The following is a 25,188-nucleotide window of genomic DNA, read 5'->3' on the forward strand; positions in this document are numbered from 1 at the left end:
ACCCATCCATGAATAAAAACATATTCTGCTTAAGAGATCTTGAAGAAAAAGCACGGAGAAAGCTGCCCGAAGTCATCTTTACCTACATAGATAGCCATGCTGAAGACGGCCAATCATCAAGGCGCAATACAGAGTCGTTCAAGGACCTTTATTTCGTTCCACGCTGCCTGAACGATACCAGCCAACGCTCATCGCACACGCATTTGTTCGAAAAGCCCTACAGTGCGCCATTCGGCATTGCGCCGATGGGGATTGCATCCTTGACGGCATACCAGGGCGATCTGGCACTGGCGAAATCCGCAAAAGCAATGAACATACCAATGATTCTCAGCGGGTCTTCATTGATCCCACTGGAATCAATCATCGACGTGGCACCTTCCACGTGGTTTCAAATGTATGTACCGGAAACCTACGAAAAGATGGCGGCATTGATTGAGCGCGTGGAAAATGCCAACTACGAAGTTCTGGTCGTTACGGTCGACTTTCCCGTCTTCGGCAACCGGGAAAATGAAGCCCGGTCGGGTTTTTCCACGCCACTCAAGCTCAGCGGAAAACTGATCTGGGATGGCATCACGCACCCCAACTGGCTGATTTCTACCTGGCTGAGAACCCTCTTGACCAGTGGCGTTCCGCACTTCGAAAACAACTACGCGACGCGCGGTGCACCCATCCTGTCGAAAACCATATCCCGCGACTTTTCCGGTCGCACCACGTTCGACTGGAACCTCCTGCGCGAAGTAAGGAAACTATGGAAAGGGAAACTGGTCATAAAAGGCCTGTTGAGCGAAGCGGACGTCAGCAAGGCCTGTGCCCATGGCGTCAATGGCGTCATTCTTTCCAACCACGGAGGCCGGCAGCTGGATGGAGCCATCTCCCCCATGGACGCCCTGCCTGGCGCAAAGAAGGCCCTGTCGGGCGACGTACGGTTGATGCTGGATGGCGGCATCCGGCGCGGCAGTGACGTGCTGAAGGCGATCGCCCTGGGGGCGGATTTCGTTTTCGTCGGCAGGCCTTTCAACTATGCAGCCGCGGTAGCCGGTGAGCGCGGCGTAATGAAAGCCATTGAAATATTGATGGAGGAAATAGACAGGAACCTTGCATTGCTGGGCGCCACGTCGATCAGTGAGCTGTCTCCGGAATTTATATACCGGTCAAGATAGCGGATTAGCGGATCGGCTGCGCCTTGTGCGAATAATCGATGGATATACCTATTTTTTGTGGAATTTTTAACTTCATGGGCCGTCGTGCCTATGGAATCAGCTTCATCAAGGAGATCAGTCATGGACAAAGGCACCAAGAAAAATGATATGGATATCGTTCCGGCGCGCATGGGCAAGGCGATACGCCTGGCCAAGGGACAGGCGCTGAAAATCATCAGCATCCATGGGCACCAGGTCGTGGACACCTGGGCATTCAACGCAAACGATGTATGCGAGTTCTCGTCCATGGAACACACCCGGGCAAAAAACGCAAAATACTTCTTTGAGAAGGGCGACCCAGTCATCACGAACAAAAGACGCCCGATCTTGACCATGGAGGAGGATACGTCGCAATCGAGGCACGACACGATGATTGCGGCGTGCGACACCTACAGGTATAGCCAGGGCGGATGCACCAGCTACCACGAGAACTGTACGGACAATCTGTTCATCGCATTGCGCGAGATCGGCGTCTCGGTGCCAGATTGCCCCAGCCCCCTCAATCTGTGGATGAATTTCCCCATCGATTCCGAGGGGAAAATCCACTGGAGCGAACCCACGCTGAAAAAAGACGATTACATCATCCTGCGTGCCGAACTGGATGCAATCGTTGTTCTGTCATGCTGCCCATTTGACCTGATACCCATCCATGGAGCTGGCGCCGGACCTACAGAGGTCGGGTATTCGATCATCTAGGAAATGGCGCATTCGATAGAGTACGTTGGCACACACAGGAGAGACGCATGAAACCAATAAGCCTCAAGATGCCATTTATAATGGCGACGTTATTTGCTTCCCTAGCCATCAGCCCTGGAAGCCAGGCCCGCGATCTTGCCGTAGTGAATTACGGCGGCACGACAGGCGCAGCGCTGCAAGAAGCATTCATGGATCCGTTCGCCCAAAAATCGGGCATCAAAATCGTCAACATCCCATACAACGGCGAACAGGCAAAAATCAAGGCAATGGTCCAGGCCAACAACGTCGTATGGGACGTGATTGATTCCGAGCCGCAATATTTGGTAAAAGGCTGCGAGGAAGATTATTACGAGAAGATCGACTGGTCCAAGCTCTTGAACGTGGATGACTTCATTCCGGGCGCCGTCATGGAATGCGGCGTCGGCATCTACGTGGTCGGGATCGTCATGGCCTACAACAAAGAGGCCCTGCCCAATGGCCCAAAGAACTGGGCCGACTTCTGGAACGTCAAAGACATACCCGGGAAACGCGCCCTCAGAAAGGTCGCCCAGGGGAACCTTGAATATGCGCTCATGGCGGACGGCGTCGCGCCAGAGGACGTGTATCCCATGCTGGAGACGTCCGCGGGCGTTGACCGCGCCTTTGCAAAACTCGATGAAATCAAAGACCACATCGTATGGTGGGAAGCCGGTGCACAACCCGTGCAAATGCTGGCATCGAACGACGTGATCATGTCATCGGCGTACAACGGCAGAATAGACGCTGCAAAAGAGGAAGGCTATCCGCTGGACGTCGTCTGGAACGAGGGTATCTTCGAAACCGATTACTGGGTCATCCCCAAGGGCTCATCGAACAAGCAATTGGCCATTGATTTCGTACAATTCGCAAGCTCGCCAGAGGCCCAGGCCGAACTGGCCAAACGGGTGACTTACGGGCCCACCAACAAGAAGACCATGGATCTTCTGGACGACAGCCGCACCAATGTGCTGCCTACGTCGCCGAAGAACAGCCAAAACGTCCTTTATACGGACGCCGCATTCTGGCTGGATCACGGCGAAGAGCTGGAGCAGCGGTTCACGGCGTGGGCAGCGCGCTGAGCACCCGCCGTGTAGCTGCACCCGGGGCACCCGCTCAAAGAGGGTGCCCGCGCTGCGGGCCTATTGTTGCGCAACTTCGAGCCGCGCAACAATAGGCCCGCAGCGCATTTTCTTAAACCTGGGCCTCGCCGCTCAGCAAGCGCATACGAGAATTCGAGATATGCCGGCGCATGGTGTCCCGCGCCTCTTCGGAATTCTGGTCCTTGATGGCGTTGAAAACCACCTCGTGCTCGCGTTGAACCTGCCGCAATCTTTTTTTATTGGTAATGAGGGACAGGCTGCGGGCAATCGTGATCCCGGACATCGCATAGTCGGAAATGGCGGCCATGGATGATTCGAACAGATGATTGCCGGTCGCGCGGGCAATGGCGTTGTGGAAATGCATGTCGATGTCTGCGCCGATTTCCCCATGTTCCGCAGCCCAGTTCATGGCATCCAGAGCCCGCGACATCGCCGACAAGTCATGTTCGGTGCGCCGGACCGCGGCCAGGTAAGCCGCCTCGCCTTCCAGGGCAACCCTGAACTCATAACAACGCAATACGTCGGAAATGCCGCCCAAGGGCGCAAATTCGAAAAACTCTTTTTTGGGGCGCATCTGTATGTAGGTGCCAGAGCCGCGCCTGGAGATTATGATCCTGTCCGCCCTCAGCCTGGACAATGCCTCTCGGACGACGGATCTGGATACACCGAATTCCTTGGCCAGGGCGAGCTCCGGAGGGAGCCGGTTGTCCGCATCGAACCTGCCTTCCGATATTTGAACCAAAAGACTTTCATACAGCTTGTCTGCGAGCTTTGGCGGGATCGATGGGGTGTCCGCGGAAGGGACCATCAACGGCATAAGTGTTCTCACAGGTGATCGTTTCAGGCCGCGTGGCCCCCACCGCCCAGTTTCTGCCCCGCCAAGACCGCCAGATAGCCCAGCACCATGCTCACCAGGACATAGGCGATGGCGACCAGTGTGCCTTGCAGCGCACCAGACATCAACACCACCGCACCATAGGCGAAACTGGAGAACGTGGACAGCCCCCCCATGACCCCGGTACCGATGAACAGGTATTGGGGGTCGCTTAGCCTGCCGCGGGCGTGCACGGCGGCGGCCAGCCCCAGCAGCAGGCAAGCCAGCAGGTTGGCCAGCAGGATGTCGAGCGGAAACCCGTCGAACCCGGCAGGCGTCCACTGCATGAAGAGCTCGCGCCCGATGGCCCCGATGGCCCCGCCAATGAAAACCAGGAAGATCAATTTCATCGCTCACCCTTCCCTATGCATGCGCCAACGATGCGCCCAGCCAGGCGCAGACCAGGCCCACCAGGACCGACAGGACCAGGTAGAACCAGGCCAGGACACGCTTCTTGCCATCATGCAGCTTGAGCACGTCGAGCATCAGCGTGCTGAACGTGGTGTAGCCGCCCAGAATGCCGGTCAGCACGCCGGCATTGAGCATGGAGCCGTAGCGATCCTGCCAGTGGACCGAAAAATACACGCTGAGGAAGCCGATGACGAACGCCCCGCTGATGTTGATCAGAAACGTGGCCAGCGGGAACGACCCGTGAAAATGTTCGCCGACCCGCTTGCCGACGTACCAGCGCAACAGGGAGCCCAACCCGCCCCCCAGGCCCACCCAGACGATGTCGATACCTTGCATGAACGACGGCTCCTTGTACGCGTATCGGCTGCACTACGCCGTCAGTTCTTCATGTTCCAGAGGCTGAAGGCGGTTTCACCGTGCATTTCTTCATCCAGCCCCCGAAGCTGCTCTTCGGCCGGCACCCTGAGGATACCAGCGGCATCGAGAATCTTCAGCAGAATCAACGTGATCACGATCGCATAGGCCGCCACGATGACCAGCGCCAGAGCCTGCACGCCCAGCTGGTGCCAACCCGCCGACACGGCATTGATGTGCGAGCTGGCCAACACCCCGATGAGCAGCGCGCCCGTCACCCCGCCGACCCCATGGGCCCGCCAGACCTCGAGCGTGTCATCGATCTTGAGCCAGCTCTGCACGTATTTCGCATTGAAGCAGACCGAAGCCCCGATAGCCCCGATGGCCAAAGCCGCCGACGGTTCGACATACCCCGCTGCCGGTGTGATGGTGGCCAGCCCGGTGACGGCGCCGACCAGCACCCCTGAAAACGAGGGCCGGCCGCTCTCGAGCCATTCCCAAGCCAGCCATACCAGCATGGCAACGGCGCCGGCCAGCATGGTGTTGGTGAAGGCATAAGCCGCCAGGGCATCCGCGGCATACGCCCCGCCGGCGTTGAAGCCGAACCAGCCGAACCACAGCAGCCCGGCGCCCACGGCCACCAGCGGCAGACTGGCCGGCTGCTCTTTCTTTTCACCTTGCGCGCGGGCCGAGGGGCCCAGGAATTTGGCGGCCGCCAGCGCCGAAAACCCGGCAGCGGCGTGAATCACGATCCCGCCGGCGAAGTCCACCACGCCCAACTTGGCCAGGAAGCCGCCCCCCCAGATCCAGTGCGCGACGGGCAGGTAGACCAAAATGGTCCAGAAGGCCACGAACAGCAGATACGCCGTGAACCGGAAGCGCCCGACGAACGCACCGGTCATCAGGGCCGGCGTGATGATGGCAAACATCATCTGGTAGGCGAAGATCATGATGAAGGGGATGTGCTCGGCAAAGGCCGGATTGGGGCTGATCCCCACGTGATACATGCCGAAATAGGTGCCGATGTCGCCCACCACCCCCCCCACCGTGGGCCCGAACACCAGGCTGAACCCGCCGAACACCCAGATGATGCCCACCACCCCCATGCAGATGAAATTCTGCATCATGATGGACAGCACATTGCGTTGCTTGACCAGGCCGCCATAGAACAGCGCCAGCGCCGGCGTCATCATGCAGACCAGCGCCGTGCAAATCAGTATGAAGGCAGTATCCCCGGAATTGATGGCTGGCATATCGATCACCCTTCAAGAATTGGAAAACAAGAAATCAGGTCAGTGGTCATGCAACTGGTGCTCGGCCACCGGCTTGTGCGCGTGCGGCGCCAGCGCCTGCTTGGGTGCAACGAACAAGTACATGGTCAGCACGTACGGCGCCGTGAACGACGGCAGCCCCAGCGGCGACATGACGACATCATAGGCCGCCTGCACGAACACCGTGGCGACCGTGGCCACCAGCGCATAGACGGCGACCTTGCCCGACGTGTTGAGGAAAATGACGCCGACGGCCATCGCGGTCAGGACAGGGCTGAAGCCATACAGGCCCTGGATCACGACCGAGGGCTCGACGCGCATGCCGATCGCGCACACCATGGCCACCAGCGAGCCCAGCGCCGCGGCCACGCCCGCCGGACGCGACGCGATGAAGATCCCGACCAGAATGATGACGCCGCTGACGGCACTGCCCAACAGAAAGACCTGCGCAATATTGCGAAAGAAAATCTGCACCAGTTCATCGGCGGCCGGGATGACGGCCGCCCCACTGAGGTAGTCCGACGCCATGCGCGCCGAATCGCCTGTGACATCCAGCGAACCAAATGCATAGGCGCCGCCCACCATGAGCCAGGCCGTCAATACGAATGGCCCGGTCGAGCCAGGGACCCCCCAGCTTTTGGTCAGCGTCGCGGCAAACGCGGCGGTGGCGACCGTACTGACGGCGGAACCCACGATGATGTAGAACCAAAGCTGCGGGGACACCGCGATGAACGTGGGCAGGGCGACACCCACCAGGATCCCGTTGAAGCCAAACAGGCCCGACTGGATGGAGGGCTTGTCGTTGCCCATCCACATGGCCGTGAGCGTCGCCACCAGCAAGCCGACGATCGCTCCGACGGTGGTGGCCCATTGCCCGGCATCATAGGACGCATAGGCAATGGCCACGATGAACAACAGGCCGGTCAGGGCATTTTCCATGAAGAAAACCTGCCCGGCCCCCCTGAGGCAGACCGCCAGAAAATGATTGTTTTCACTCGCCATTGCATGATCTCCGGTTGGTGATGGAAACGGCGCTAGCGCCACAGGAATTCGTCTGGCAGAGAGCGTCCGCGCGCTTCTTCGCGCACGATCTGCCAGAAGCGCCTGACCTCGGCACGCACGTCGTAGGTTTCGACCCCCACGGCGCGCAGGATCAGCCCTGCATCATTGGGCAAGGCGGACACGCCTGACCAGGCCCGCGCGCCCGCCTGCGCCTGCACTTCGCAGCGCGCCATGATGCGCGCCGCGGTCTCGGGCGGGGTCAGGCACAGAATGCTGGCAAACGCATCATGACCGCGCATGACCGCCGCGAAATCCAGCAGCGGATTGTCTTTTTCGATCAGGATCTTGTCATGGAACAGCCGCCGGCCATCCGGCCGCTGTGCAATGGTCAGCATCGACAGCATGTCGAAACCGAACCGCTCGCTGGCATGATGATATTTGCGCCCGGCCATGAACATCTCGCCATACAGCAGGGTCGCGCTGGGCTCGATGACGATGTCGGTATGATTGATATAGCGTGAATCCCGGTAGGGGATGGTGAAATCCGGCAGGTACTCGAGATAGGCGCCGGCTTCGAGCCGGATCGTCTGGTGCTGGGAGGCATAATTGGCATCCATCTGGTGGACGCGGTTGTATCCCTGGGAATTGACCTGCGCACAGGCGCCTTCGCCGACCGAGATGTCGATCGTGTAGCGGTCGCCCTGCAAGATGCCGCCGCCCACCGAAATGATGGAACAGATCGGCAACTCGGGCATGGCCTCGTCCCAATAGAGGGCCTGCTGCACCAGCAGCGGCGCCACGCGATACAGGTCGTGCAAGATCGAGCGCCCGTTGCGCAGGGAAAAACCCAGCCGCAACCGGCCAATTTTCCCGGGCCCCGCAGCCCGCATCTGCGCAGGCTGCGTATGATACCCGCGTAGCTCGCGGGCGGCATCCAGACGACCGAGGCGATCCGGCAGGGCACCTGGCTCAGACATGGGCGGAGTCGGCCTTCAGCTGGGGTTTGACGTCGAACAGCGCCATGTCCATGATCAGCTCGATCAGTGCATCGATGCCTTCACCCGTCTTGCAGTTGGTGAACACGAACGGCTTGTTGCCGCGCATGCGCTTCGAATCGCGATCCATGACCTCGAGGCTGGCATCCACATAGGGTGCCAGATCCTTCTTGTTGATCACCAGGATATCGGACTGGCACACGCCGGCGCCGTTCTTGCGCGGGATCTTGTCACCACCGGCCACGTCGATCACATAGATGTAGAAATCGGCCAGGGCCGGGCTGAAGGTGAGCGTCAGGTTGTCGCCCCCCGACTCGATGAAAATCACGTCGCTGTCGGGGTATTTCTGCTCCATTTCTTCGACGGCGGCGATATTCATCGAGGGATCTTCGCGCACCGCAGTATGCGGGCAGGCGCCGGTCTCCACCCCGATGATCTTTTCTTCCACCAGGATGCCATTCAGGGTGCGGCGCACCTGCTTCGCGTCTTCGGTGGTGACCACGTCATTGGTGATGATGAGCGGCCGCACCCCCATGTCGATCAGGCGGGGCGTGATGGTTTCGATGATGGCCGTCTTGCCCGAACCGACAGGGCCTCCGATACCGATGCGAGTGATTTTCTTCACGATTTGCTCCATTCCAGCTTCAATTCAGCTTCAATTCATAAACAGGCGCACATGGGCTTTCACGTGATGGGCCAGCAGCACGTCGAACACGGGCGCGAAGTTCGACATTTCGTCGAGCGTAAGCGTGCGTACATTTTCGTAGTCGCCAGGCACCCGTTCCTGCGCAGCGTACAGAATGCGCTGCGTGTCCAGGTGGTCGATGCGCATGAGGCGCACAGCCGCACTGAGCATCATGGCCGCCACGCTGTATTGGTGCACGACGAACACCTGCGCCTCATCGGCCCCCAGGTGGGCCAGGGCCAGGGCCTGCCCCACCGGAAAACAGCCCGGCGTGGCGTGATCACGGATTGCCTCCAGCCACTGGCGCAAGGCGGGGAAGTCATCGAAGCGCAGGGCCAGTTCGGCCAGTTTCTTGCCCATGCGCGCCAGCATCAGGTGTTGCTCCGCCCCGATGCGGCTGTCCCAGAGGGCCTGATCGGCCTCGAGGACGGCCCCGAAATCGCCCTGCGAAATCGCCCGGTGCGCATGCAGGGCCGCGACGCCATCCATGTAGGCGGCCTGCCGGGTCACCACCTCGACAAAACCCAGCAAGTCGTCCGGACTGGCTACGATACCCGTCTGGACGGCCGATTCGAGCCCGTTGGAAAACGCAAACGAGCCCACAGGCAAGGTTGAATCCGAAAACTGCAGCAAACGCGCCAGCAACCGCATGCCGTCGGCCGCCGACGCGGCCTGTGCCTGACCGATGCGCTCAGGCATGGCCATGGGCATGTCCATGGGCGTGAGCGTCGTGGTGATGATGATGCGGGGTTGCATCGGCCCCGGCAAACAACATGCGCACCTCTTTGGCATCCAGCTTGGCGGCGATGTCCTCGCCCGCGGCGAAATAGGTCTTCACGTGCTCGAAGGCGTGCGTCTTCATCACCGATGCCATGACTTTCTGGTCGACCGACAAGGGCACGTACACCGTGGAACCCTTGATGACCGCCGGCCAGTGCTGGTTTCCCAACCCATGCCCCAGTTCGAAGCACAACCGCAGGATCTCCTGGGGCGCGAGCGTCTCCAGCCCCTCGAGCTCGATCACCATGACCTCTTTCAGGGCGATGCGCGCCACCACCAGCAGGTTTTTATCGGCGTCGTAGTACAGGACGTCGCCGTCATGCAGGTGTTCGCTGCGCGGCAGGGAAATCGCCAGCTCCAGGCCATCCCGGCTGGCCTTGCGCAACCGGCTCTTGGGCGCCTCCCATTGTTCGAGTACGAGCTCGTCGACCGGGCCCCGATGGGCGCGTTCGTGCCAGATCGCATCTTTCAGATTGCCAAGAACTTCTTCTACCAGAATCATATCCACTCCAGAAATACCATCCATGCCATCGCGGCCTGCCGCCTTCCGTGCGGGAGCGGCCCACGCGGGAACGCGCACACCGGGGACAGCACATCATCCCGGGCATGCTGTCTGCACGCGCACAAGGCAGGCGTCTGCCGAACGCTAGCTGAAAAAATGCAGTTGAGCCAAAGGCAGGCTGGTGGCGGGTTCGACCGTGGCGTGCTTGCCATCGACGGTCACGGCAAAGGTCTCGGGATTGACTTGGATTTCGGGCAGGGTGTTGTTGCGTACCATGTCGACCTTGCCGATGGTGCGCGTGCCCCGCGCCGCCACCACCTGCGATTGCAGCTCGTAGCGATCGGCGATGCCTTCGTCGAGCGCCGCCCGCGACGTGAACGTGATGCGCGTCTTGGCCAGGGCCGACCCCATGGCCCCATACATGGGACGATACGTGACGGGCTGAGGCGTGGGCAGCGACGCGTTGGGATCCCCCATCAGGGCCCAGGAAATAAAGCCGCCCTTGATGATCATCTTGGGCTTGGCGCCAAAGAAGGCGGGCTCCCAGAGCACCAGATCGGCCATCTTGCCGACTTCGACCGAACCCACCACTTGCGACACCCCTTGGGCGATGGCCGGGTTGATGGTGACTTTGGCCACGAACCGCAAGACGCGCTGGTTGTCGTTGCCGGAATCATCGCCCGCGTACGCGCCGAAGCGGGTTTTCATGAGGTGCGCGGTCTGCACGGCGCGCATCCAGTTTTCGCCGATACGGCCCATGGCCTGGCTGTCGCTGGAAATGATGGAGATCGCGCCGATATCGTGCAACACGTTTTCGGCCGCAATGGTCTCGGCCCGCACCCGGCTTTCGGCAAACGCCACGTCGGTGGGGATCTTGGGGCTGAGGTTGTGGCAGATCATGGTCATGTCGAAGAGCTCGGCCTGCGAATTGACCCCGTACGGCAGGGTCGGGTTGGTCGAGCTGGGCAGCACGTTGGGCTGGCCCGCGACCCGCAGGATGTCGGGCGCATGCCCGCCGCCGGCCCCTTCTGTGTGATACGCATGAATGGTGCGCCCCTCGAAGGCCGCGATGGTGTTTTCGACAAAACCGGCTTCGTTGAGGGTGTCGGTATGGATGCAGACCTGGACGTCGTATTCGTCGGCCGCCGTGAGCGCGGCGCGAATGGCGCCCGGGGTGCTGCCCCAGTCTTCGTGCACTTTCAGGCCCATGGCCCCGGCGTGGATTTGCTCGACGAGCGGCAGGCGCGTGGAACAGTTGCCCTTGCCCAGCACCCCGGCGTTGACCGGCCAGCCATCGAATGAGCGCAGCATCATCTCGATGTTCCAGGTGCCCGGGGTGATGGTCGTGCCGTTGGTGCCGTCGGTCGGGCCGACCCCCCCGCCAAACACGGTGGTGATGCCGTTGCTGAGCGCCGCCTGTGCCTGTTGCGGCGAAATGTAGTGCACGTGGGCGTCGATGCCGCCCGCCGTGAGGATGAGGTGCTCGCCCGAAATCACGTCGGTGCCCGCGCCGACGGACAGGCCGGGGGTGACCCCTTTCATGGTGGACGGGTTGCCCGCCTTGCCGATCGCGCAGACCAGGCCGTCTTTGATGCCGACGTCGGCCTTGATCACGCCCTGCTTGGCGTCGACGATGGTGACGTTGGTGACGACCAAGTCGGGCGCGCCGGCCAGGCTGGTGAGTTCGTTGTCGATGCCCATGCCATCCCGCAGGGTCTTGCCGCCCCCATAGACCGCCTCTTCGCCATAAACACGCAAGTCTTTCTCGATCTCGATGTAGAGGTCGGTGTCGCCCAGGCGAATCTTGTCTCCGGTGGTGGGGCCGTACAGATCGGAATATTGCTTTCTGGAAATCTTTGCCATGATAGTGTCCTGTTCGATGAAATTGCGGGAGGGTCAGGGCTTGTTCTTGAAGCCGTACCGCGCCACGCGCTCCATGGCCTCGGTCAGGCGCGGGCGCCTGGCGTGATCCGGTTCGGTGCCCACCCAGCCATCGACCAGGTTGTTGAACCCCAATACCCGCTGCTTGCCCTGGTAGGGCACCAGCTCGACTTCTTTTTCATCGCCCGGCTCGAACCGCAGGGCCGTGGTGGCCGGGATGTTGAGGCGCTTGCCAAAAGCCTGCTGCCGATCGAATTCCAGTTCGCTATTGACTTCGAAGAAATGATAATGCGACCCGACCTGAATCGGCCGATCGCCCGTATTGCGCACTTTCAGGGTCGTGGTGGGATACCCCGCATTGATCTCGATGTCGCCGTCAGCCAGTATCAGCCCACCCACAGGTGCTTTTTGTTCGGTTGTGCTCATGGGGGTCTCCTTATTGAATGGGGCTGTGCACCGTCACCAGGCGCGAGCCGTCGGTAAACACCGCTTCGACCTGGACGAACGAAATCATGTCGGCCACGCCATCCATGACGTCATCCTTGGTAATGACCGTACGCGCCAGCGCCATGACTTCTTCAAGGGTTTTCCCGGCGCGGGCGCCCTCGAGCGCCGCAGCGGAAATCAGGGCCACTGTTTCAGGGTGATTGGGCTTCAAACCGGCATCCTTGCGCTTCTGGGCAATCTGCGCCAGGGTATGGATCATCAGCTTGTCGATTTCTCTGGGGGTGAAGTGCATATAGGATCTCCGATGCAGAAATGGGAAAACAGGCGCGACGCACCGCCAGCGGATAGCCGGACAGGCTTGCCTGATGCAGGCGAAATATTATGTGGCAAGCCCCAGAAACAGCACCCAAAGGGCCGCCATCAGCATGGTGAGAAGGGTGATCCACCCCCCCGCCCGAAAAAATTCGCCAAACGAAATCTTGACCCCGAACAGGGCCGACTGCTCTACGGTGATGATACCAGCGAGGCTGCCGAAAATCACCAGATTGCTGGAAAACCCGGTACCCAGGACCAGCGCCGCCGCGGTTGCGTCCACGTGTACAGCGGTATCCAGATAAGGCACCAGCAGCATGACCGCCGGGTTGTTGCCCACCAGATTGCTCAGTACCGCGCCCACGCCATACAGCGTCAGCGGGTCGTTCAGATTCATCCCCAGGTGCTCCAGGCTGCCGAGCAGCTGCTGCGGCAGCCCCGTGGCCGCCATGGCCGCATTCACGACGAACAACCCGGCGATGAGCAGCAACAGGTTGCCATCCACGTGCCCCAGCACGTCATGCGATGAGATCCGGCGGCTGATCAACAGGACGCTGGCGGCGGCCAGTGCCACGAGTTCATGCGGCCACCCGCTGAACACAAAGGCCGCCATCACGGCCAGCGCGACCAGAACCGATTTGTATGTTTCCAGCCGGTCGAGCGCCGGTACCGCCGGCGCGCGGGCCGGGTCCGCCGCCTGCCCGGCGTTCGCGAGCTGCCACTTGCCGCGGTACATGAATACGATCATGGCCCACACGATGGGCAGGGACAGCACGGCCGGGACGCCCGTGGCCAGAACGAAATCATTGAAGGAAATACCCAGCGTCTGGCCGGTAATCATGTTTTGCGGACTGCCGATCAGGGTGGCCGTGGAGCCGGTATTGACGGCGAAACAGAATGCGAGCAAAAACGGCGTCGGGTTGAGCTTCCGGGCCAGCGTCAACGAAACCAGCAAGGGCACCATGGCCACGGCCACCACGTCTTTGGTCAGTACCGCCGACAGGCCGGCGCCCACCGCTACCAGCACGGCCACGAGCTGTGCCGGGCGCAGCGGCAGCAGCGCGACGCGCCTGGCTGCCCAGCCGTAGAACCCCGACACTGAAAAAGACGCCGACACCACCATCAGGCCGAACAACAAGCCCACGGTGCGGTAATCAATGGCCATCCAGGCGCCCTTGGCGCTGATGCTGCCGACCACGATCATGGCCAGCGCACCCACCACGGCCGCTCCGGTGCGGTCGACCCGCAAGCCCGGCAGCTTGCCCAGCCCCATCACCACATACACCAGCAGGAAGATCAGAAGGGTCAGATCCATCGTGTCATTCCACGCTGGGCGACAGGCGCGCGGCCGGCCCGGCTGGCTGCGGGTCGCCCGAAGCGTCGGCGACATACAGCGTCTGGGTGTCGAAGGCCAGATCGGCGCCGTGGCGGTGCACGATGTCGATGATGTTCAGAAAGACGTCCTGCTGCGCCTCCAGCCACTGCGCCCAATGGGTGGTCCGGGTAAAGCAGTAGACCAGGATGTCCAGCGACGAGCTGGCAAAAGCGTCGAAATAGACCAGCAGGGTCTGCGACTGATCGATTTTTTCGTCATGCAGCAACATGTCGCGGATGTCGTCCACCACGCCGCGTATTCTGCCCGCGTCTTCATAGCGCAGGCTGATGGTGGCCTTGATGCGCCGATGGGTCATGCGCCCCGGGTTCTCGACGCTGATGGAGGAAAACAGGGAGTTTGGCACGTACAGGGGGCGATGATCGAAGGTCATGATCTTGGTGATGCGCCAGCCGATTTCCACCACCGTGCCCTCGATGTCGCGGTCGGGCGAACTGATCCAATCGCCAATATTGAACTGGCGATTGAAGAACAGCATGATGCCCGACAGGAAGTTGCTGAGCACGTCCTTGCTGGCCATGCCGATGATGATGCCGCCAACGCCGCCAAAAGCGAGCAGGCCCGACACGCTGAAGCCCAGTTTTTCGCCAAACAGCAGCACCACGACGACGACCACGACGATCTTGAACGTGCGCGCGATCAACCGGGCCGTCGTGGGGTCATTGCCCAGGCGGATCTGGCGGTGTTCCATGAGGTCGATGAGCAGGAACACCTGCAGCACCACGATCAGCGCAATGATCGCCACCGTCGACAAGTCGACGATCTGGTCTGATACCGAGGGCATGCCCAGATCGTGCACCATATGGATTGCGTACTGCCGGAGCGCGAGCACCAGCACGCACAACGACAGCACGTGCAAGGCGTGCAGCGACACCTTGTTGACCATCCTGGAATCGTCGGTATGGCGCAGTCGGACGCGGGTGACGTAGGCGCCCAGCACGGCGGCTACGACGACGAGTACGCCCGTCGCATATTTGATCAATACGGCCTCAGACATGTCGGTCTCCGGTCGTCACGGCCATGCGGTGCGGTCATCGCTGCTCATGCGCGCGGCGCCTGTCTGCCGGCGGGCCTGACATGGATGTGGGGATGTTGATGGACATGGACGTGTTCGTGGATTTCCGCCGCCTGCAGGACCCCGGACGACAGCACCATCGCCCGCGTGGCGATCCGCGTAACAAAAGATTCATCATGGGATACTAGCAAAATTGCACCGCCGTAGGCCAACAACGCCGCGCGCAGCCGCTCGCCGTTTTCGTGATCCACGCCATTGGTCGGTTCATCCAGCAACAGCACGTCGGGCCGCATGGCGAGCAAACCCGCCAGACAGACCAGGCGTTTTTCCCCGCCCGACAATCGGTGCGCAAAGCGTTCGGCCAGATGCGCGATGCCGAGCTCGGCCAGCGTCTGAGTCGCCCGCTGGCGGGCCGCGTCGTTGGCCATCCCGAGGTTGCAGGGCCCAAATGCCACGTCCTCGATGACGCTGGGGCAAAAAAGCTGGTCATCGCTTTCCTGGAACAGAAAGCCGATGCGCGGCCGCTGCCGGCGGAAATCGGCCTCGCGCCGACAGACCTCGCCAAACAGCTCGATCTCGCCCTTTGCGGCCTGCTCGAGCCCGATGATCGTCCGCAGGAGCGTGGTCTTGCCGGCGCCATTGGGCCCGACGATGGCCAACCGCTCGCCGCGGGCAAGCACCAGGCTCGCGTGGTCCAGCACAGGCTGGTGATCGCGCTGGACCTGGACATCGTGCAATCGAATCAGTTCATCCATATCGCGTCCCATCCCAAAAGGAGCGCGGCCCCCGCGACCCACCCCACCAGGGCCAGCCAGTCCGCAGCCGAAGGCGCCGGCAGGTGCGTCTGCGGGAAGCGCCCGGAATAGCCTCGCAGGCGCATCGCCTCTTCGACCCGCTCGGCCCGCTCCATGGCACGCACCAGCAGCATCCCCAGCAGGTACCCGTAGCTGCGCCAGGTATGCCGGCCGGACCGGGGCACAAAAGCGCGCGCGCGCATGGATTCGTGCAGCCGCCGAAATTCGGACTGGATCAGCCCCAGATATCTGACCACGGCAACGAACAGGCGCACCAGCATCTCGGGCACGTGCAAGCCCCGCAACGCGGCGCCCAGACTGAGCACCTCGACCGACGCAAACAGCAGCGAGATGAGCAGCACCGATGCCGTCACCTTGCAGGCGAGCGCCAGCGCCCGTGCAAAACCTTCTGCGCTGGCCACCCACGGCCCCAAGCGAAACAGCTCGGCGCCCGGCACCGTGAAAGGCAACGTGATCAGCAACAGGATCAAAAAACCTTCGAGGTGAAACAAGCGTTTCCAGGCAATCGCCTGCCGGCGGGCGGCATACAGCGCCAGCACTGCCACGACCCCGGTGGCTGCCGGCGCCAGCCCCTGCACCGGCGTGAACACCAGCAAGGCTGCAAAAACGGCCAGCAGACGCAGGCGCAGGTCGTGGGGGCGCATCATCGCTTGCGGCTGCGTGCCCACAAACCAATGCCGGCCAAACCGATGATCAGGAAAATACCAGAAAGGGTGTCCGTCAGGCGCATGCGCGCATCCATGGCCTCGATGCGCTCCAGCAGCGGCCCGACCTGCCGCTCGAGCGCTTCTTCGACCCACTGCCGGTCGGCGGCGTCCAGATGGGCGGGGCGCCCCGGCGACGCACTCGCCGCGCCGTCGAGCCCCTGGGCGGACTGCGCAGGCACCCTCGCGCGCGGCGCCGCCTCGGCGGATAGCCCTTCGAAACGGCTGGCGGCGAGCCGAGTGGTGGCAACATGACCCTCTTGTGTATCGACGGTGATCACGATGTCCCCCGTGACCTTGGGCGGGACGGAAAACCGGTAGCGGCCTTCACCATCGGTACGGCCTTCGGCCACCAGGGCGCCGTCCATTTTCGCGACCCAGCCGACATCGGACGGACGCCCGCCGCCGATGAAAAACGCATAACCGCCGACCTGCGCCCCATCCACCCGCGCGAAGAGCCTCAGACTATGTGCGCCGGCCGGGCTGGCCAACAAGGCGGCGAGCAGCAGCACCACCAGGCGGGCCCATAAACGGGATGCCATCACCGATCCCCCGTGTCCGATAGATGGGGTAGAAGCGCCTGCGGCCTGACGCGTGCCAGGAACCCCACGACGGCCGCCGTGATCGCGGCGTCCGCCAGCGCCAACGGCAGATAGGTGATCAGGACCACCCTGGCGACCGGGGTGAATTCCGACGAAGACAGCCACAGGGCCAGCGCCACCAAACCGCCTGTCGCCAGCACGCACAGGCCACCGCCGGCTGCGGCCCACATCCCCGCCCGAAACGGCGAACGGGCGCGGCGTACCCATGGACCCAGCAGCCAGCCGATCACGGCGCCAGGCAGCGCGATGTTGGTGGCATTGATCCCGAGCGTCGTCAGGCCGCCAAAACCAAACAGGACCGCCTGCAAGGCGAGCGCAACGACGACGGCCGGGAAAACCCCCACCCCGAGGATCAGCCCCATCAGCCCCGACAGCAGCAAATGCACGCTGGACGGGCCGATCGGCACGGAAATGAGCGAGGCCACGAAAAACACGGCGGAAAGAATCGCCATGCGCGGTATGGCGCGGTCGTCGATGCGTCGGATGGCCAATGCGACCCCCGCCGCTGCAACCGCGGCGCCCCCGACCAGCACGGGGACGGACAGAATGCCGTCCGGGATGTGCGCCATGTTATCGGGTCATGTCTTTGGCATTCACCCAGATCAAAGCGCCCTCTTCTACAGGCACAGCCTGGCCATCGGGCGACTTCATGGGCTTTTCACCCTCTAGAAGCGCTGCAAACCCCCACCATCCGGCGTGCGGAATGGCATAGTGGAACGTGCCATTGGCATCGGCCTTGATCAGGGGTGTGATGTAGGCATCGTTGGGCGCCTCGATGCCCGCGTCATTGACGTAAGCCACTTCGATCTCGGCAAACGGCACGGGTTTGCCGCCCTGGGTGACCACCCCGGAAAACAAGTTGCCGGTCCACAGCGCCGTGGGCTGTGTCAGGGGCTGGATTTCGGCCGGCAGGCCCACCATGCCGTCCCAACCGTCGCCCGATGCGTAGCTATCGACGATCACCTTGGCATGGTGCACGATGTAGAGATTTTCGGATGGCTCCCAGTACGGCTGGGGCGTGACGTAAAACACCGCGGCACCCGGCTCGGCCAGTTCGTGGGAGAGCTGCCAGGTCATGGCCCCGTCGCGCGGTGCTTCGACCAGCTCGCCCGACAGATCCGTCTTGTTGCCATGCACCATCACGCCCACGGCAGCCGGGCGCTTCATGTCCATGATCGGGCCCCCTTCGAAGGGGTGGGTGAATATCAGCTCGAGATCGACCGCGCCGCCTTCAGGCAATACATCCGACTGGGGAAGGATCTGCTGGAAGTGGGCCGCTGCCGGCAGCGCCAGAAACAGACCCAAGGCAAGCGTGGAGGCCGTGCGAACCGCAATGGACAAGGTCATCAATTCTTCCTTTTCGTTATGATCTACCGCACTTTATCGCGCTTTATCGCGAATCATTCTATCTTCAAAGGCCGGCATGTCAAGCCGCATCCCGATGAGGGTCGAGGCCGGGCTCAGGGGCAGGCCAGCACGACACGGCCCAGCACCGAGCCCGATTCCACGGCCTCGTGGGCCTGCACGACGTCGGACAACGGCCAGACCTTGCCGACCCGGTGTTGCAACTGCCCGTTTTGCAGCCATTGGCCAATCGCGTCGATGGCAGCCCTGCGCTCATCCGGCCGCAACTCGTAGACCAGAAAGGGGCACAGGCGGATCGAGCGAGACAGCCAGGCCCAAAAATCGAGCATGACCGGCTCACGGTGGTTGCTGCCATAGGCGACCACACAGGCATGCGCGGCGACCGCCCCCTGCGACACCAGCTCGTGCGTGGAGGAAAAGTCCAGATCCACCACGCCATCGACCCCCCGGCCGGCGGTTCGGTCGAGCACCTGCGCGGCCACCCCGCCTTCCTTGTACAGGATCGCATCCGGCAGGCCGGCTCGCGCCAGGAAGGCCGCTTTTTCGGCCGACCCCACCGTCGTGATTACCGTTGCGCCCTGCAATTGGGCCATTTGGGCGGCATAAAAGCCGACCCCCGAGGCGCCCCCGGTCACCAGAACGGATTTGCCCTGCACATCCCCCAGCAAGCGCACGGCGTGAAACGCCGTCATGGCCGGAATACCCAGGCACGCGCCTTCTTCGAAGCCCACCGGCTGCGGCAAAGCCACCGCCTGCGCCGCGGGCAAGACGATGTATTGCGCCGCCGTACCCAGTGGGCGCTGCCACTGCCCATTCCAGACCCACACCCGCTCGCCCAGGCGATCGGCCGGCACACCCTCGCCGACTTGATCGATCACCCCGGCCCCGTCGCTGTGCGGGATGATGTAATCCCAGCGCACCGCCCGGCTGCCCGCGCGCGATTTGGTGTCTGACGGATTGACGCCCGATGCGTGCAGCCGCACGCGCACTTCCCCGCCCCCCACTTGCGGAGTCGGCCGCGCCCCGACGTGCAGTACATCGGCGGCCGGACCATTCTTTTCATACCACACTGCCAACATGGACAGGCTCTCCCAAAGACCGGATCAAATAGCTAATTCGAATTATTAAATTTAAAACGATAGCCTATGTCAATTAACATGATGAAAAAATGCAATTGGCCAGACAAGCATATCCCGCCTAGACTGATCCTGCATACGCGAACAGGCAGCGCCCCGGGGCGTCACCCGGCCCGGTCATTCCCATCAAGGAGCCCTCATCATGGATCAAAAGAAACTCACGACCACAGCCGGCTGCCCGGTTGTGGACAATCAGAACGTACTCACCGCCGGGCCGCGGGGCCCGCAATTGCTCCAGGATGTCTGGTTCCTCGAGAAGCTGGCCCATTTCGACCGCGAGGTCATTCCCGAGCGGCGCATGCACGCCAAAGGTTCGGGCGCCTGGGGCACCTTCACGGTCACCCACGACATCACGGCCTACACGCGCGCAAAACTATTCTCCGAAATCGGCAAGAAAACAGAACTCTTCGCGCGCTTTTCCACGGTGGCCGGCGAGCGCGGCGCCGCCGACGCCGAGCGGGACATCCGCGGCTTCGCCTTGAAGTTCTATACGGAAGAAGGCAACTGGGACCTGGTCGGCAACAACACCCCGGTCTTCTTCATGCGCGATCCGCTCAAGTTTCCGGACCTGAACCACGCCGTCAAGCGCGATCCACGCACCAACCTGCGCAGCGCCCAGAACAACTGGGACTTCTGGACCCTGTTGCCCGAAGCCCTGCATCAGGTCACCATCCTGATGTCGGATCGCGGCATCCCGGCCAGCTACCGCCACATGCACGGCTTCGGCTCCCATACGTTCAGCTTCATCAATGCCCGCAACGAGCGTTTCTGGGTGAAGTTCCACTTCAGAACCCAGCAGGGCATCCGCAACTGGACAGACCAGGAAGCGGAAGCCGCCATTGGCAAATGTCGCGAAACCCACCAGCGCGACCTATACGAAGCCATCGAGCGCGGCGACTTTCCCAAATGGACGATGTTCGTGCAAATCATGCCCGAACTCGATGCCGCCACGGTGCCCTATCACCCATTCGATCTCAGCAAGGTCTGGCCGCACGCAGACTACCCCCTGATCGAAGTCGGCGAATTCGAACTGAACCGCAATCCAGAAAATTACTTCGCGGACGTCGAGCAGGCGGCATTCAATCCGGCCAACATCGTGCCAGGTATCGGCTTCTCGCCCGACAAAATGCTGCAGGGGCGCCTGTTTTCCTATGGCGATGCACAGCGCTACCGGCTTGGCGTCAACCATGGCCTGATCCCGGTCAACGCCCCGCGCTGCCCGGTGCACAGCTACCATCGCGACGGCGCCATGCGCGTCGATGGCAACTTCGGCAGCACGCTCGCCTACGAACCCAACAGCGCCGGCCAATGGCAAGAACAGCCCGAATACCGCGAGCCGCCCCTGAAGATCGACGGCGCCGCGGATCACTGGAACTTCCATGAAGACGATGAGGACTACTTCAGCCAGCCCCGCGCCCTCTTCCAGAAAATGAACGCCGAACAGCGCCAGGCCCTGTTCGAGAACACCGCGCGCAATATGGGCGATGCCTCGGAAGCCGTCAAACGGCGCCATATCGGCCACTGCATGCGCTGCGATCCAGCCTATGGCGCCGGGGTCGCAAAAGCGATGGGGCTGGATGCCTGAGCAGGCGGCCGCTCGGCCCGGCGGGCGGCGTGGGTCGGGCGGGCGGCCCGACCCACGCCGGTTGGGCCGACGGCCTCAGTAGCCGTCGGCCAGCCTGACCTGGCCCGTCGGGGTGTGGCCACCCAGATACCGGCGGATCTTGCCGGCGACCTGGTCGACCGCGTCCTGCAACACCGTATCGGCCGCCACATGCGGTGTGATGATGATGCGCTCATCCGCCCAGAAAGGGTGCCCGGCCGGCAAGGGCTCGGTCTGGAATACATCCAGCGTTGCGCCTGACAACGAGCCGGCATCCAGCGCCGGGATCAGATCGTCTTCGACCAGATGCCCGCCGCGTCCCACGTTGATCACGTGGGCGTGGGGCAAGAGCCGTGCAAAAGTGTCACGATTCAATATGCCGCGCGTTTCGTCCGTGAGCGGCAACACGTTGATCAGTACCCGGGTGCGCGCCAAAAAAGAATCGAGTGCGGGCATGCCCGAAAAACTCTCGACGCCCGGGACGTTCTTCGGGCTGCGCGACCAGCCCGCAACCGGATACCCCAGGCCCGCGATGGCACGGGCCACCCCCTGCCCCATGAGGCCCATGCCCAAGACCCCCACAGGCCAGCCTGCCCGGCGAACCGTTGGATGCGGCGCCCAGCGGCGCTGCTTCTGCTGACGCGCGTATCGGGCGAAGTCACGCGATTGCTGCAACAACGCATGCACGGCGTACTCGATCATTTGCGGTGCCATGCCCGCATCTTCGAGGCGAAAGATGTCCACGCCCGGATGCAGGCCCGGGACCGACAGCAAGGCATCCACGCCCGCGGCCAGGTTGAACAAAGCCCGGATCTGCGGCTCGCGCTGCATCAGTGCGACCGGGGGATTCCAGACAATGGCCAGTTCGGCGCCGGTACGGGCGCCGTGATCGTCCCAGGGAATGAACTCGAACCCCGGCAGCACCTGGCGAAACTGCGCCAGCCATTCTTCAGTGTTCTGTACCAGGGTGGATGCAAAAAGAATTTTTTCCATGAACCCCCTCCCGGACTCAGGATTGATCACGAATACTGCCGTCGCTGAACACCGGAACCACGTCGCTGCTGTCGAGCCGGCCGGTGAACGCCACGCTGTCAGCCAGCCCGCGCTCCACCATCAGGCGCCCGACACGCGAGCCTTCCAGCGCCCTCGAAGGCTGGGTGTGGACAAATGACAGCTCCGCCGCGAGCGCCGCATCGCTGAATACCAACGGGCCCTGCGCGGCCTGGCGCAGGCACTGGACGACGTGGCCGGCGCCATAGAAATCTTCGAGGCTGAAGCGCCCCTTGGAGCCTGCGCATACGATCACGATATCGCCGTAGTCATCCGGCCTGGCCAGCAGGTGTCGGGCGACCGCCATGGAATTGAGCAGGCTGGCGGCGTAGGTCAGGCGAAAGCCCTGCGCACGCCGCAGGGCGACCGTGCCGTTGGTAGTTGCGTAGACCAGCGTTTTTCCGGCGACGTCCGCCTGCGCCAGGGCCAGGGGATCAAAAGGCAGGCCGCCTGGAAAGGGTTCGGCATTGAGCTCGCCGGCGATGACGCACGGGTCCGCCGCCATGGCGTCGCGGATCCGCACGGCATCGTCGAAATGCAGCGCTGGAATGATGCGCGCCACCCCCGCCTGCAGTGCCGTGGTGATCGACGTGGTGGCAAAAATGATGTCCAGAACGATGACCGCCGAATCCTGGCCGCGGTCCGTCTGCAAGCCATCCTGGGTAGGAACCAGAAATACCTTCTTCATGTATCTATCTTTAAACAGGGCGGGATCGGCCGTCAGGCCGATTGCGTGCGCCCGGGGTTACTGAGGGCCAATTTCAGCTCGAGAAGCTCATCGACCAGCGTGCACAAGGGGCCCAGCGATGTCTTGACCAGATCCCCGTGACGGATATGGTCGACCAATAGGGCCAAATCGGCCGCTGCCAGACCATGGGCCTGGCAAAAAGCCTGCACCCGGGCCTGCTGCGCCCCCCAAAGGCTGGGGCCGGACTCGAGCTCGCGGCAGGCCATGGCCATGGCATTGGCCGCCATGCGGGCGTTGTAGCGCTGCTCAGGCGGCAGGACGGGCAGCAAGGCGTCCAGCAAGGTCTGGCGTGCCACCTGCAGCAGCTCGGCGCCATGGGGGCGATCGACATGATCGGCCAGAGGCTGCCTGCCATTGGACACCGTCAGCGGCCGGTCGGTCAGCGACACCGGAGGCTGCCCCGACAGCGCCACGAAATCGCGTAGATGCATCATCAGGTCTCGCTGGATCTCGGGCAGCATCCGCCCCGTCAGGGCAAGTTCGAGAGAAGGCTGCTGGCCCGACAGGTGTCGCTGCGCCTGTTCGCGCGCGATGATGGCCCAGCGCACACTGGCGATGAGTTCCCACCACGCCACAACAACGGGATCGACCACGTGACCCGAAATGCTTTGGTAGCCCGCAAAAAAATCCGGCTTGTCGCCCACCCCACCTACTTCGCGTTCTGGGTGGCCAAAGCGCCAGCTGCGCGCGCACATCCAGCCCAGGTCTTCGTTGGGGTCGCTCCAGGAGGCGAACTCCCAATCCAGGATCGCCGTAAGCCGACCGTGATCTACCATATAGTTGCCCGCGCGGAAATCCCCATGGCACAGGACGCGCGGGCGGCTCTGTGGCATGTGGTCCTGCAGGACACGCAACGCGAGTTCGAGCGCGGGATACACTTCCGGCATGCCATCGAGCGCCCGACGATATTCATCCAGGCGCTGTTGTGCCGGCGAGCAATCCGGGGCCGCCAGGAAAGGCAGCACGTCTGCCGTATAAGGCACTTGGTGCAGCCGGGCAAGATTCTGCCCCACTTCGAAGACCAGGGAACGGCGCTGCTCGGGGGTCAGGCCATCCGCCTTGGCCAGCCGGCGCGCATTCGCGGAGCCCGCGGCCCGCTGCATGACGTAGAAATCGGCCCCCATCACCTGGGGGTTGCGGCACGACCAATACGGCGTGGGCACCTGCACCCCGGCGGCATGAGCGACCTTCAGCACCTCGTATTCCTGCCAGCGCCTCAGGCTTTGGGACAGGGTCGCCGCCGCATCGCTGCGCACCACGAATCGATGGTCCCCCGGCAGTGTTCCGCCCGTCAGGCGGACATCCAGACCCTTGTTTTCCTGAATGGCCCCACCCGAGAGGGACTGGTAATCGACCACTTCGACAGCCGTTGCACCCGTTTGCCCCTGTATGAAGGCCAGCAGGTTTGCCAGCCTGGACGCGTCAGACATGACCCCCCCGTTGTGCCGCCCCGACACTTATAGCGATGACTGCAGATGGCCGCCGTCGACCACCAGCGTGCTGCCGGTCATGTAGGCGGCATCGTCGCCGGCCAGCAACAGCAGCGCGGCGCGCAGGTCTTCGGCCTGGCCCAGCCTGCGCATCGGCACCCGCCTGATCAACGCCTGCCCAGCGTCCGTTTCGAAAAAATCCTGGTTGAGCGGCGTTTCGATGTAACCCGGCGCCAGTGCGTTGACCCGAATGCCGTAACGCGCCCATTCGAGAGCGAGACAGCGGGTCATGTGCTCGAGACCCGCCTTAGCCACTGCGTAGGGCAGAACCGCCCCGGCGACGCGATGCCCCAGGATCGACGTGACGTTGATGATGGCGCCCGGCTTGCCGGCCTGAACCAGCCGCTGAGCGGCTGCCTGGGCGACACGCCAGCAGCCCGACAGGTCGGTGCCCAGCACGCGGTCCCACTCGGCGGGCGACAGGTCGAGCGCCTTGCGGGTCAGGGTGACGCCCGCATTGCAAATAGCCACGTCGATCAGCCCACAGGCCTTGGACGCGGCCTCGAATCCGCTGGCCACGCTGGCGTCGTCGCATACGTCCATGACCTGGGGATGGGCCTTGCCCCCACCCGCGATGATGTCATGGGCGAGCTCTTCGAGTACTGCGAGGCGTCGCCCGGCCAGGACGACCGATGCGCCGCTGTCGGCCAGAAAACGTGAGAAATGTGCGCCCAGCCCGCCGGACGCCCCCGTGACCAGCGCGACCTTGCCGGCCAGATCAAAACGGCTCTTCATGGCTT

28 protein-coding genes and 1 pseudogene are annotated in these 25,188 nt (G+C 62.6%); 4 read left to right on the top strand and 25 right to left on the bottom strand.

What is annotated here, in order from left to right; translation table 11 throughout:
- The first annotated feature begins 8 nt into the window (after positions 1 to 8).
- From WCZ84_RS05605 to WCZ84_RS05615, 3 genes are all read left to right on the top strand, one after another.
- Positions 9 to 1,160 (top strand): alpha-hydroxy-acid oxidizing protein, encoded by a 1,152-nt coding sequence (locus WCZ84_RS05605; protein ID WP_372685278.1) that lies wholly within the window; start codon positions 9 to 11, stop codon positions 1,158 to 1,160.
- A gap of 120 nt (positions 1,161 to 1,280) precedes the next feature.
- Positions 1,281 to 1,895, top strand: coding sequence for a DUF1989 domain-containing protein (locus WCZ84_RS05610; RefSeq protein ID WP_372685279.1), 615 nt, complete (start codon positions 1,281 to 1,283; stop codon positions 1,893 to 1,895).
- 47 nt (positions 1,896 to 1,942) lie between these two features.
- Entirely contained in the window at positions 1,943 to 2,992 is a 1,050-nt protein-coding gene (locus tag WCZ84_RS05615) for an ABC transporter substrate-binding protein (RefSeq protein ID WP_372685280.1), read from the top strand.
- Between the two features lie 112 nt (positions 2,993 to 3,104).
- Here the strand turns inward: WCZ84_RS05615 and WCZ84_RS05620 are convergent, their stop codons facing one another.
- The 21 genes and pseudogenes from WCZ84_RS05620 to WCZ84_RS05720 form a co-directional block, all read right to left on the bottom strand.
- The gene (locus WCZ84_RS05620; RefSeq protein WP_372685317.1) at positions 3,105 to 3,587 is read right to left on the bottom strand and encodes a FadR/GntR family transcriptional regulator; all 483 of its coding nucleotides are present in this window, start codon (positions 3,585 to 3,587) and stop codon (positions 3,105 to 3,107) included.
- Between the two features lie 15 nt (positions 3,588 to 3,602).
- A pseudogene (locus WCZ84_RS05625) lies at positions 3,603 to 3,830 on the bottom strand (FadR/GntR family transcriptional regulator); the annotation flags it as partial.
- Positions 3,831 to 3,853: 23 nt separating this feature from the next.
- Positions 3,854 to 4,237: a CrcB family protein gene (locus WCZ84_RS05630; RefSeq protein ID WP_372685281.1), complete on the bottom strand. Its 384-nt coding sequence runs from the start codon at positions 4,235 to 4,237 to the stop codon at positions 3,854 to 3,856.
- 13 nt (positions 4,238 to 4,250) lie between these two features.
- A complete protein-coding gene (gene crcB, locus WCZ84_RS05635; RefSeq protein WP_372685282.1) occupies positions 4,251 to 4,634 on the bottom strand; it encodes a fluoride efflux transporter CrcB in 384 nt (127 codons plus the stop codon).
- A gap of 41 nt (positions 4,635 to 4,675) precedes the next feature.
- The gene (locus WCZ84_RS05640; protein WP_372685283.1) at positions 4,676 to 5,905 is read right to left on the bottom strand and encodes an ammonium transporter; all 1,230 of its coding nucleotides are present in this window, start codon (positions 5,903 to 5,905) and stop codon (positions 4,676 to 4,678) included.
- A 39-nt stretch (positions 5,906 to 5,944) separates the two neighbouring features.
- On the bottom strand, positions 5,945 to 6,925 hold the full coding sequence (gene yut, locus WCZ84_RS05645) for an urea transporter (protein ID WP_372685284.1): 981 nt from the start codon (positions 6,923 to 6,925) through the stop codon (positions 5,945 to 5,947).
- A 32-nt stretch (positions 6,926 to 6,957) separates the two neighbouring features.
- Positions 6,958 to 7,902, bottom strand: a complete 945-nt coding sequence (locus WCZ84_RS05650; protein WP_372685285.1) for an urease accessory protein UreD — start codon at positions 7,900 to 7,902, stop codon at positions 6,958 to 6,960.
- Complete coding sequence (ureG, locus tag WCZ84_RS05655) at positions 7,895 to 8,557, bottom strand: urease accessory protein UreG (protein WP_372685286.1); 663 nt, start codon at positions 8,555 to 8,557, stop codon at positions 7,895 to 7,897. The genes WCZ84_RS05650 and ureG overlap by 8 nt, the downstream gene beginning before the upstream one ends.
- A gap of 18 nt (positions 8,558 to 8,575) precedes the next feature.
- Positions 8,576 to 9,361 carry an urease accessory protein UreF gene (locus WCZ84_RS05660; RefSeq protein WP_372685287.1) on the bottom strand — a complete coding sequence of 262 codons (786 nt, stop codon included), beginning with the start codon at positions 9,359 to 9,361 and terminating at the stop codon, positions 8,576 to 8,578.
- Positions 9,297 to 9,887 carry a hypothetical protein gene (locus WCZ84_RS05665; protein ID WP_372685288.1) on the bottom strand — a complete coding sequence of 197 codons (591 nt, stop codon included), beginning with the start codon at positions 9,885 to 9,887 and terminating at the stop codon, positions 9,297 to 9,299. The genes WCZ84_RS05660 and WCZ84_RS05665 overlap by 65 nt, the downstream gene beginning before the upstream one ends.
- A gap of 144 nt (positions 9,888 to 10,031) precedes the next feature.
- Positions 10,032 to 11,753, bottom strand: coding sequence for an urease subunit alpha (locus WCZ84_RS05670; RefSeq protein ID WP_372685318.1), 1,722 nt, complete (start codon positions 11,751 to 11,753; stop codon positions 10,032 to 10,034).
- A gap of 30 nt (positions 11,754 to 11,783) precedes the next feature.
- Complete coding sequence (locus WCZ84_RS05675) at positions 11,784 to 12,194, bottom strand: urease subunit beta (protein WP_372685289.1); 411 nt, start codon at positions 12,192 to 12,194, stop codon at positions 11,784 to 11,786.
- Positions 12,195 to 12,204: 10 nt separating this feature from the next.
- A complete protein-coding gene (locus WCZ84_RS05680; RefSeq protein WP_372685290.1) occupies positions 12,205 to 12,507 on the bottom strand; it encodes an urease subunit gamma in 303 nt (100 codons plus the stop codon).
- Positions 12,508 to 12,594: 87 nt separating this feature from the next.
- Positions 12,595 to 13,842, bottom strand: a complete 1,248-nt coding sequence (locus tag WCZ84_RS05685; RefSeq protein ID WP_372685291.1) for an SLC13 family permease — start codon at positions 13,840 to 13,842, stop codon at positions 12,595 to 12,597.
- A 4-nt stretch (positions 13,843 to 13,846) separates the two neighbouring features.
- A complete protein-coding gene (locus WCZ84_RS05690) occupies positions 13,847 to 14,917 on the bottom strand; it encodes a mechanosensitive ion channel family protein (RefSeq protein WP_372685292.1) in 1,071 nt (356 codons plus the stop codon).
- A gap of 44 nt (positions 14,918 to 14,961) precedes the next feature.
- Positions 14,962 to 15,690, bottom strand: a complete 729-nt coding sequence (locus WCZ84_RS05695; protein WP_372685293.1) for an energy-coupling factor ABC transporter ATP-binding protein — start codon at positions 15,688 to 15,690, stop codon at positions 14,962 to 14,964.
- Complete coding sequence (gene cbiQ / locus WCZ84_RS05700) at positions 15,678 to 16,397, bottom strand: cobalt ECF transporter T component CbiQ (RefSeq protein WP_372685294.1); 720 nt, start codon at positions 16,395 to 16,397, stop codon at positions 15,678 to 15,680. Before cbiQ ends, WCZ84_RS05695 begins: the two co-directional genes overlap by 13 nt.
- Positions 16,394 to 16,996, bottom strand: a complete 603-nt coding sequence (locus WCZ84_RS05705; RefSeq protein ID WP_372685295.1) for a hypothetical protein — start codon at positions 16,994 to 16,996, stop codon at positions 16,394 to 16,396. Before WCZ84_RS05705 ends, cbiQ begins: the two co-directional genes overlap by 4 nt.
- Positions 16,996 to 17,625: a cobalt transporter CbiM gene (cbiM, locus tag WCZ84_RS05710; RefSeq protein WP_372685296.1), complete on the bottom strand. Its 630-nt coding sequence runs from the start codon at positions 17,623 to 17,625 to the stop codon at positions 16,996 to 16,998. Before cbiM ends, WCZ84_RS05705 begins: the two co-directional genes overlap by 1 nt.
- A gap of 1 nt (position 17,626) precedes the next feature.
- Positions 17,627 to 18,403 (bottom strand): DUF4198 domain-containing protein, encoded by a 777-nt coding sequence (locus WCZ84_RS05715; protein ID WP_372685297.1) that lies wholly within the window; start codon positions 18,401 to 18,403, stop codon positions 17,627 to 17,629.
- A 113-nt stretch (positions 18,404 to 18,516) separates the two neighbouring features.
- Positions 18,517 to 19,500, bottom strand: coding sequence for an NADPH:quinone reductase (locus tag WCZ84_RS05720; RefSeq protein ID WP_372685298.1), 984 nt, complete (start codon positions 19,498 to 19,500; stop codon positions 18,517 to 18,519).
- Between the two features lie 199 nt (positions 19,501 to 19,699).
- Between WCZ84_RS05720 and WCZ84_RS05725 the strand changes: the two genes are divergently transcribed.
- A complete protein-coding gene (locus WCZ84_RS05725) occupies positions 19,700 to 21,142 on the top strand; it encodes a catalase (protein WP_372685299.1) in 1,443 nt (480 codons plus the stop codon).
- Between the two features lie 75 nt (positions 21,143 to 21,217).
- Here WCZ84_RS05725 and WCZ84_RS05730 read toward each other — a convergent pair whose 3' ends face one another.
- The 4 genes from WCZ84_RS05730 to WCZ84_RS05745 are packed head-to-tail and all read right to left on the bottom strand — an operon-like array spanning position 21,218 to position 25,183.
- Positions 21,218 to 22,153, bottom strand: a complete 936-nt coding sequence (locus WCZ84_RS05730; protein WP_372685300.1) for a 2-hydroxyacid dehydrogenase — start codon at positions 22,151 to 22,153, stop codon at positions 21,218 to 21,220.
- Between the two features lie 16 nt (positions 22,154 to 22,169).
- Positions 22,170 to 22,898, bottom strand: coding sequence for a 2-phosphosulfolactate phosphatase (locus WCZ84_RS05735; RefSeq protein WP_372685301.1), 729 nt, complete (start codon positions 22,896 to 22,898; stop codon positions 22,170 to 22,172).
- A 32-nt stretch (positions 22,899 to 22,930) separates the two neighbouring features.
- A complete protein-coding gene (locus tag WCZ84_RS05740) occupies positions 22,931 to 24,388 on the bottom strand; it encodes a phosphotransferase family protein (RefSeq protein WP_372685302.1) in 1,458 nt (485 codons plus the stop codon).
- A 27-nt stretch (positions 24,389 to 24,415) separates the two neighbouring features.
- Positions 24,416 to 25,183, bottom strand: coding sequence for an SDR family NAD(P)-dependent oxidoreductase (locus WCZ84_RS05745; protein ID WP_372685303.1), 768 nt, complete (start codon positions 25,181 to 25,183; stop codon positions 24,416 to 24,418).
- Between the last annotated feature and the right edge of the window lie 5 nt (positions 25,184 to 25,188).

The sequence above is a fragment of the Castellaniella sp. genome, from assembly GCF_041675725.1.
Classification (GTDB): domain Bacteria; phylum Pseudomonadota; class Gammaproteobacteria; order Burkholderiales; family Burkholderiaceae_B; genus Castellaniella.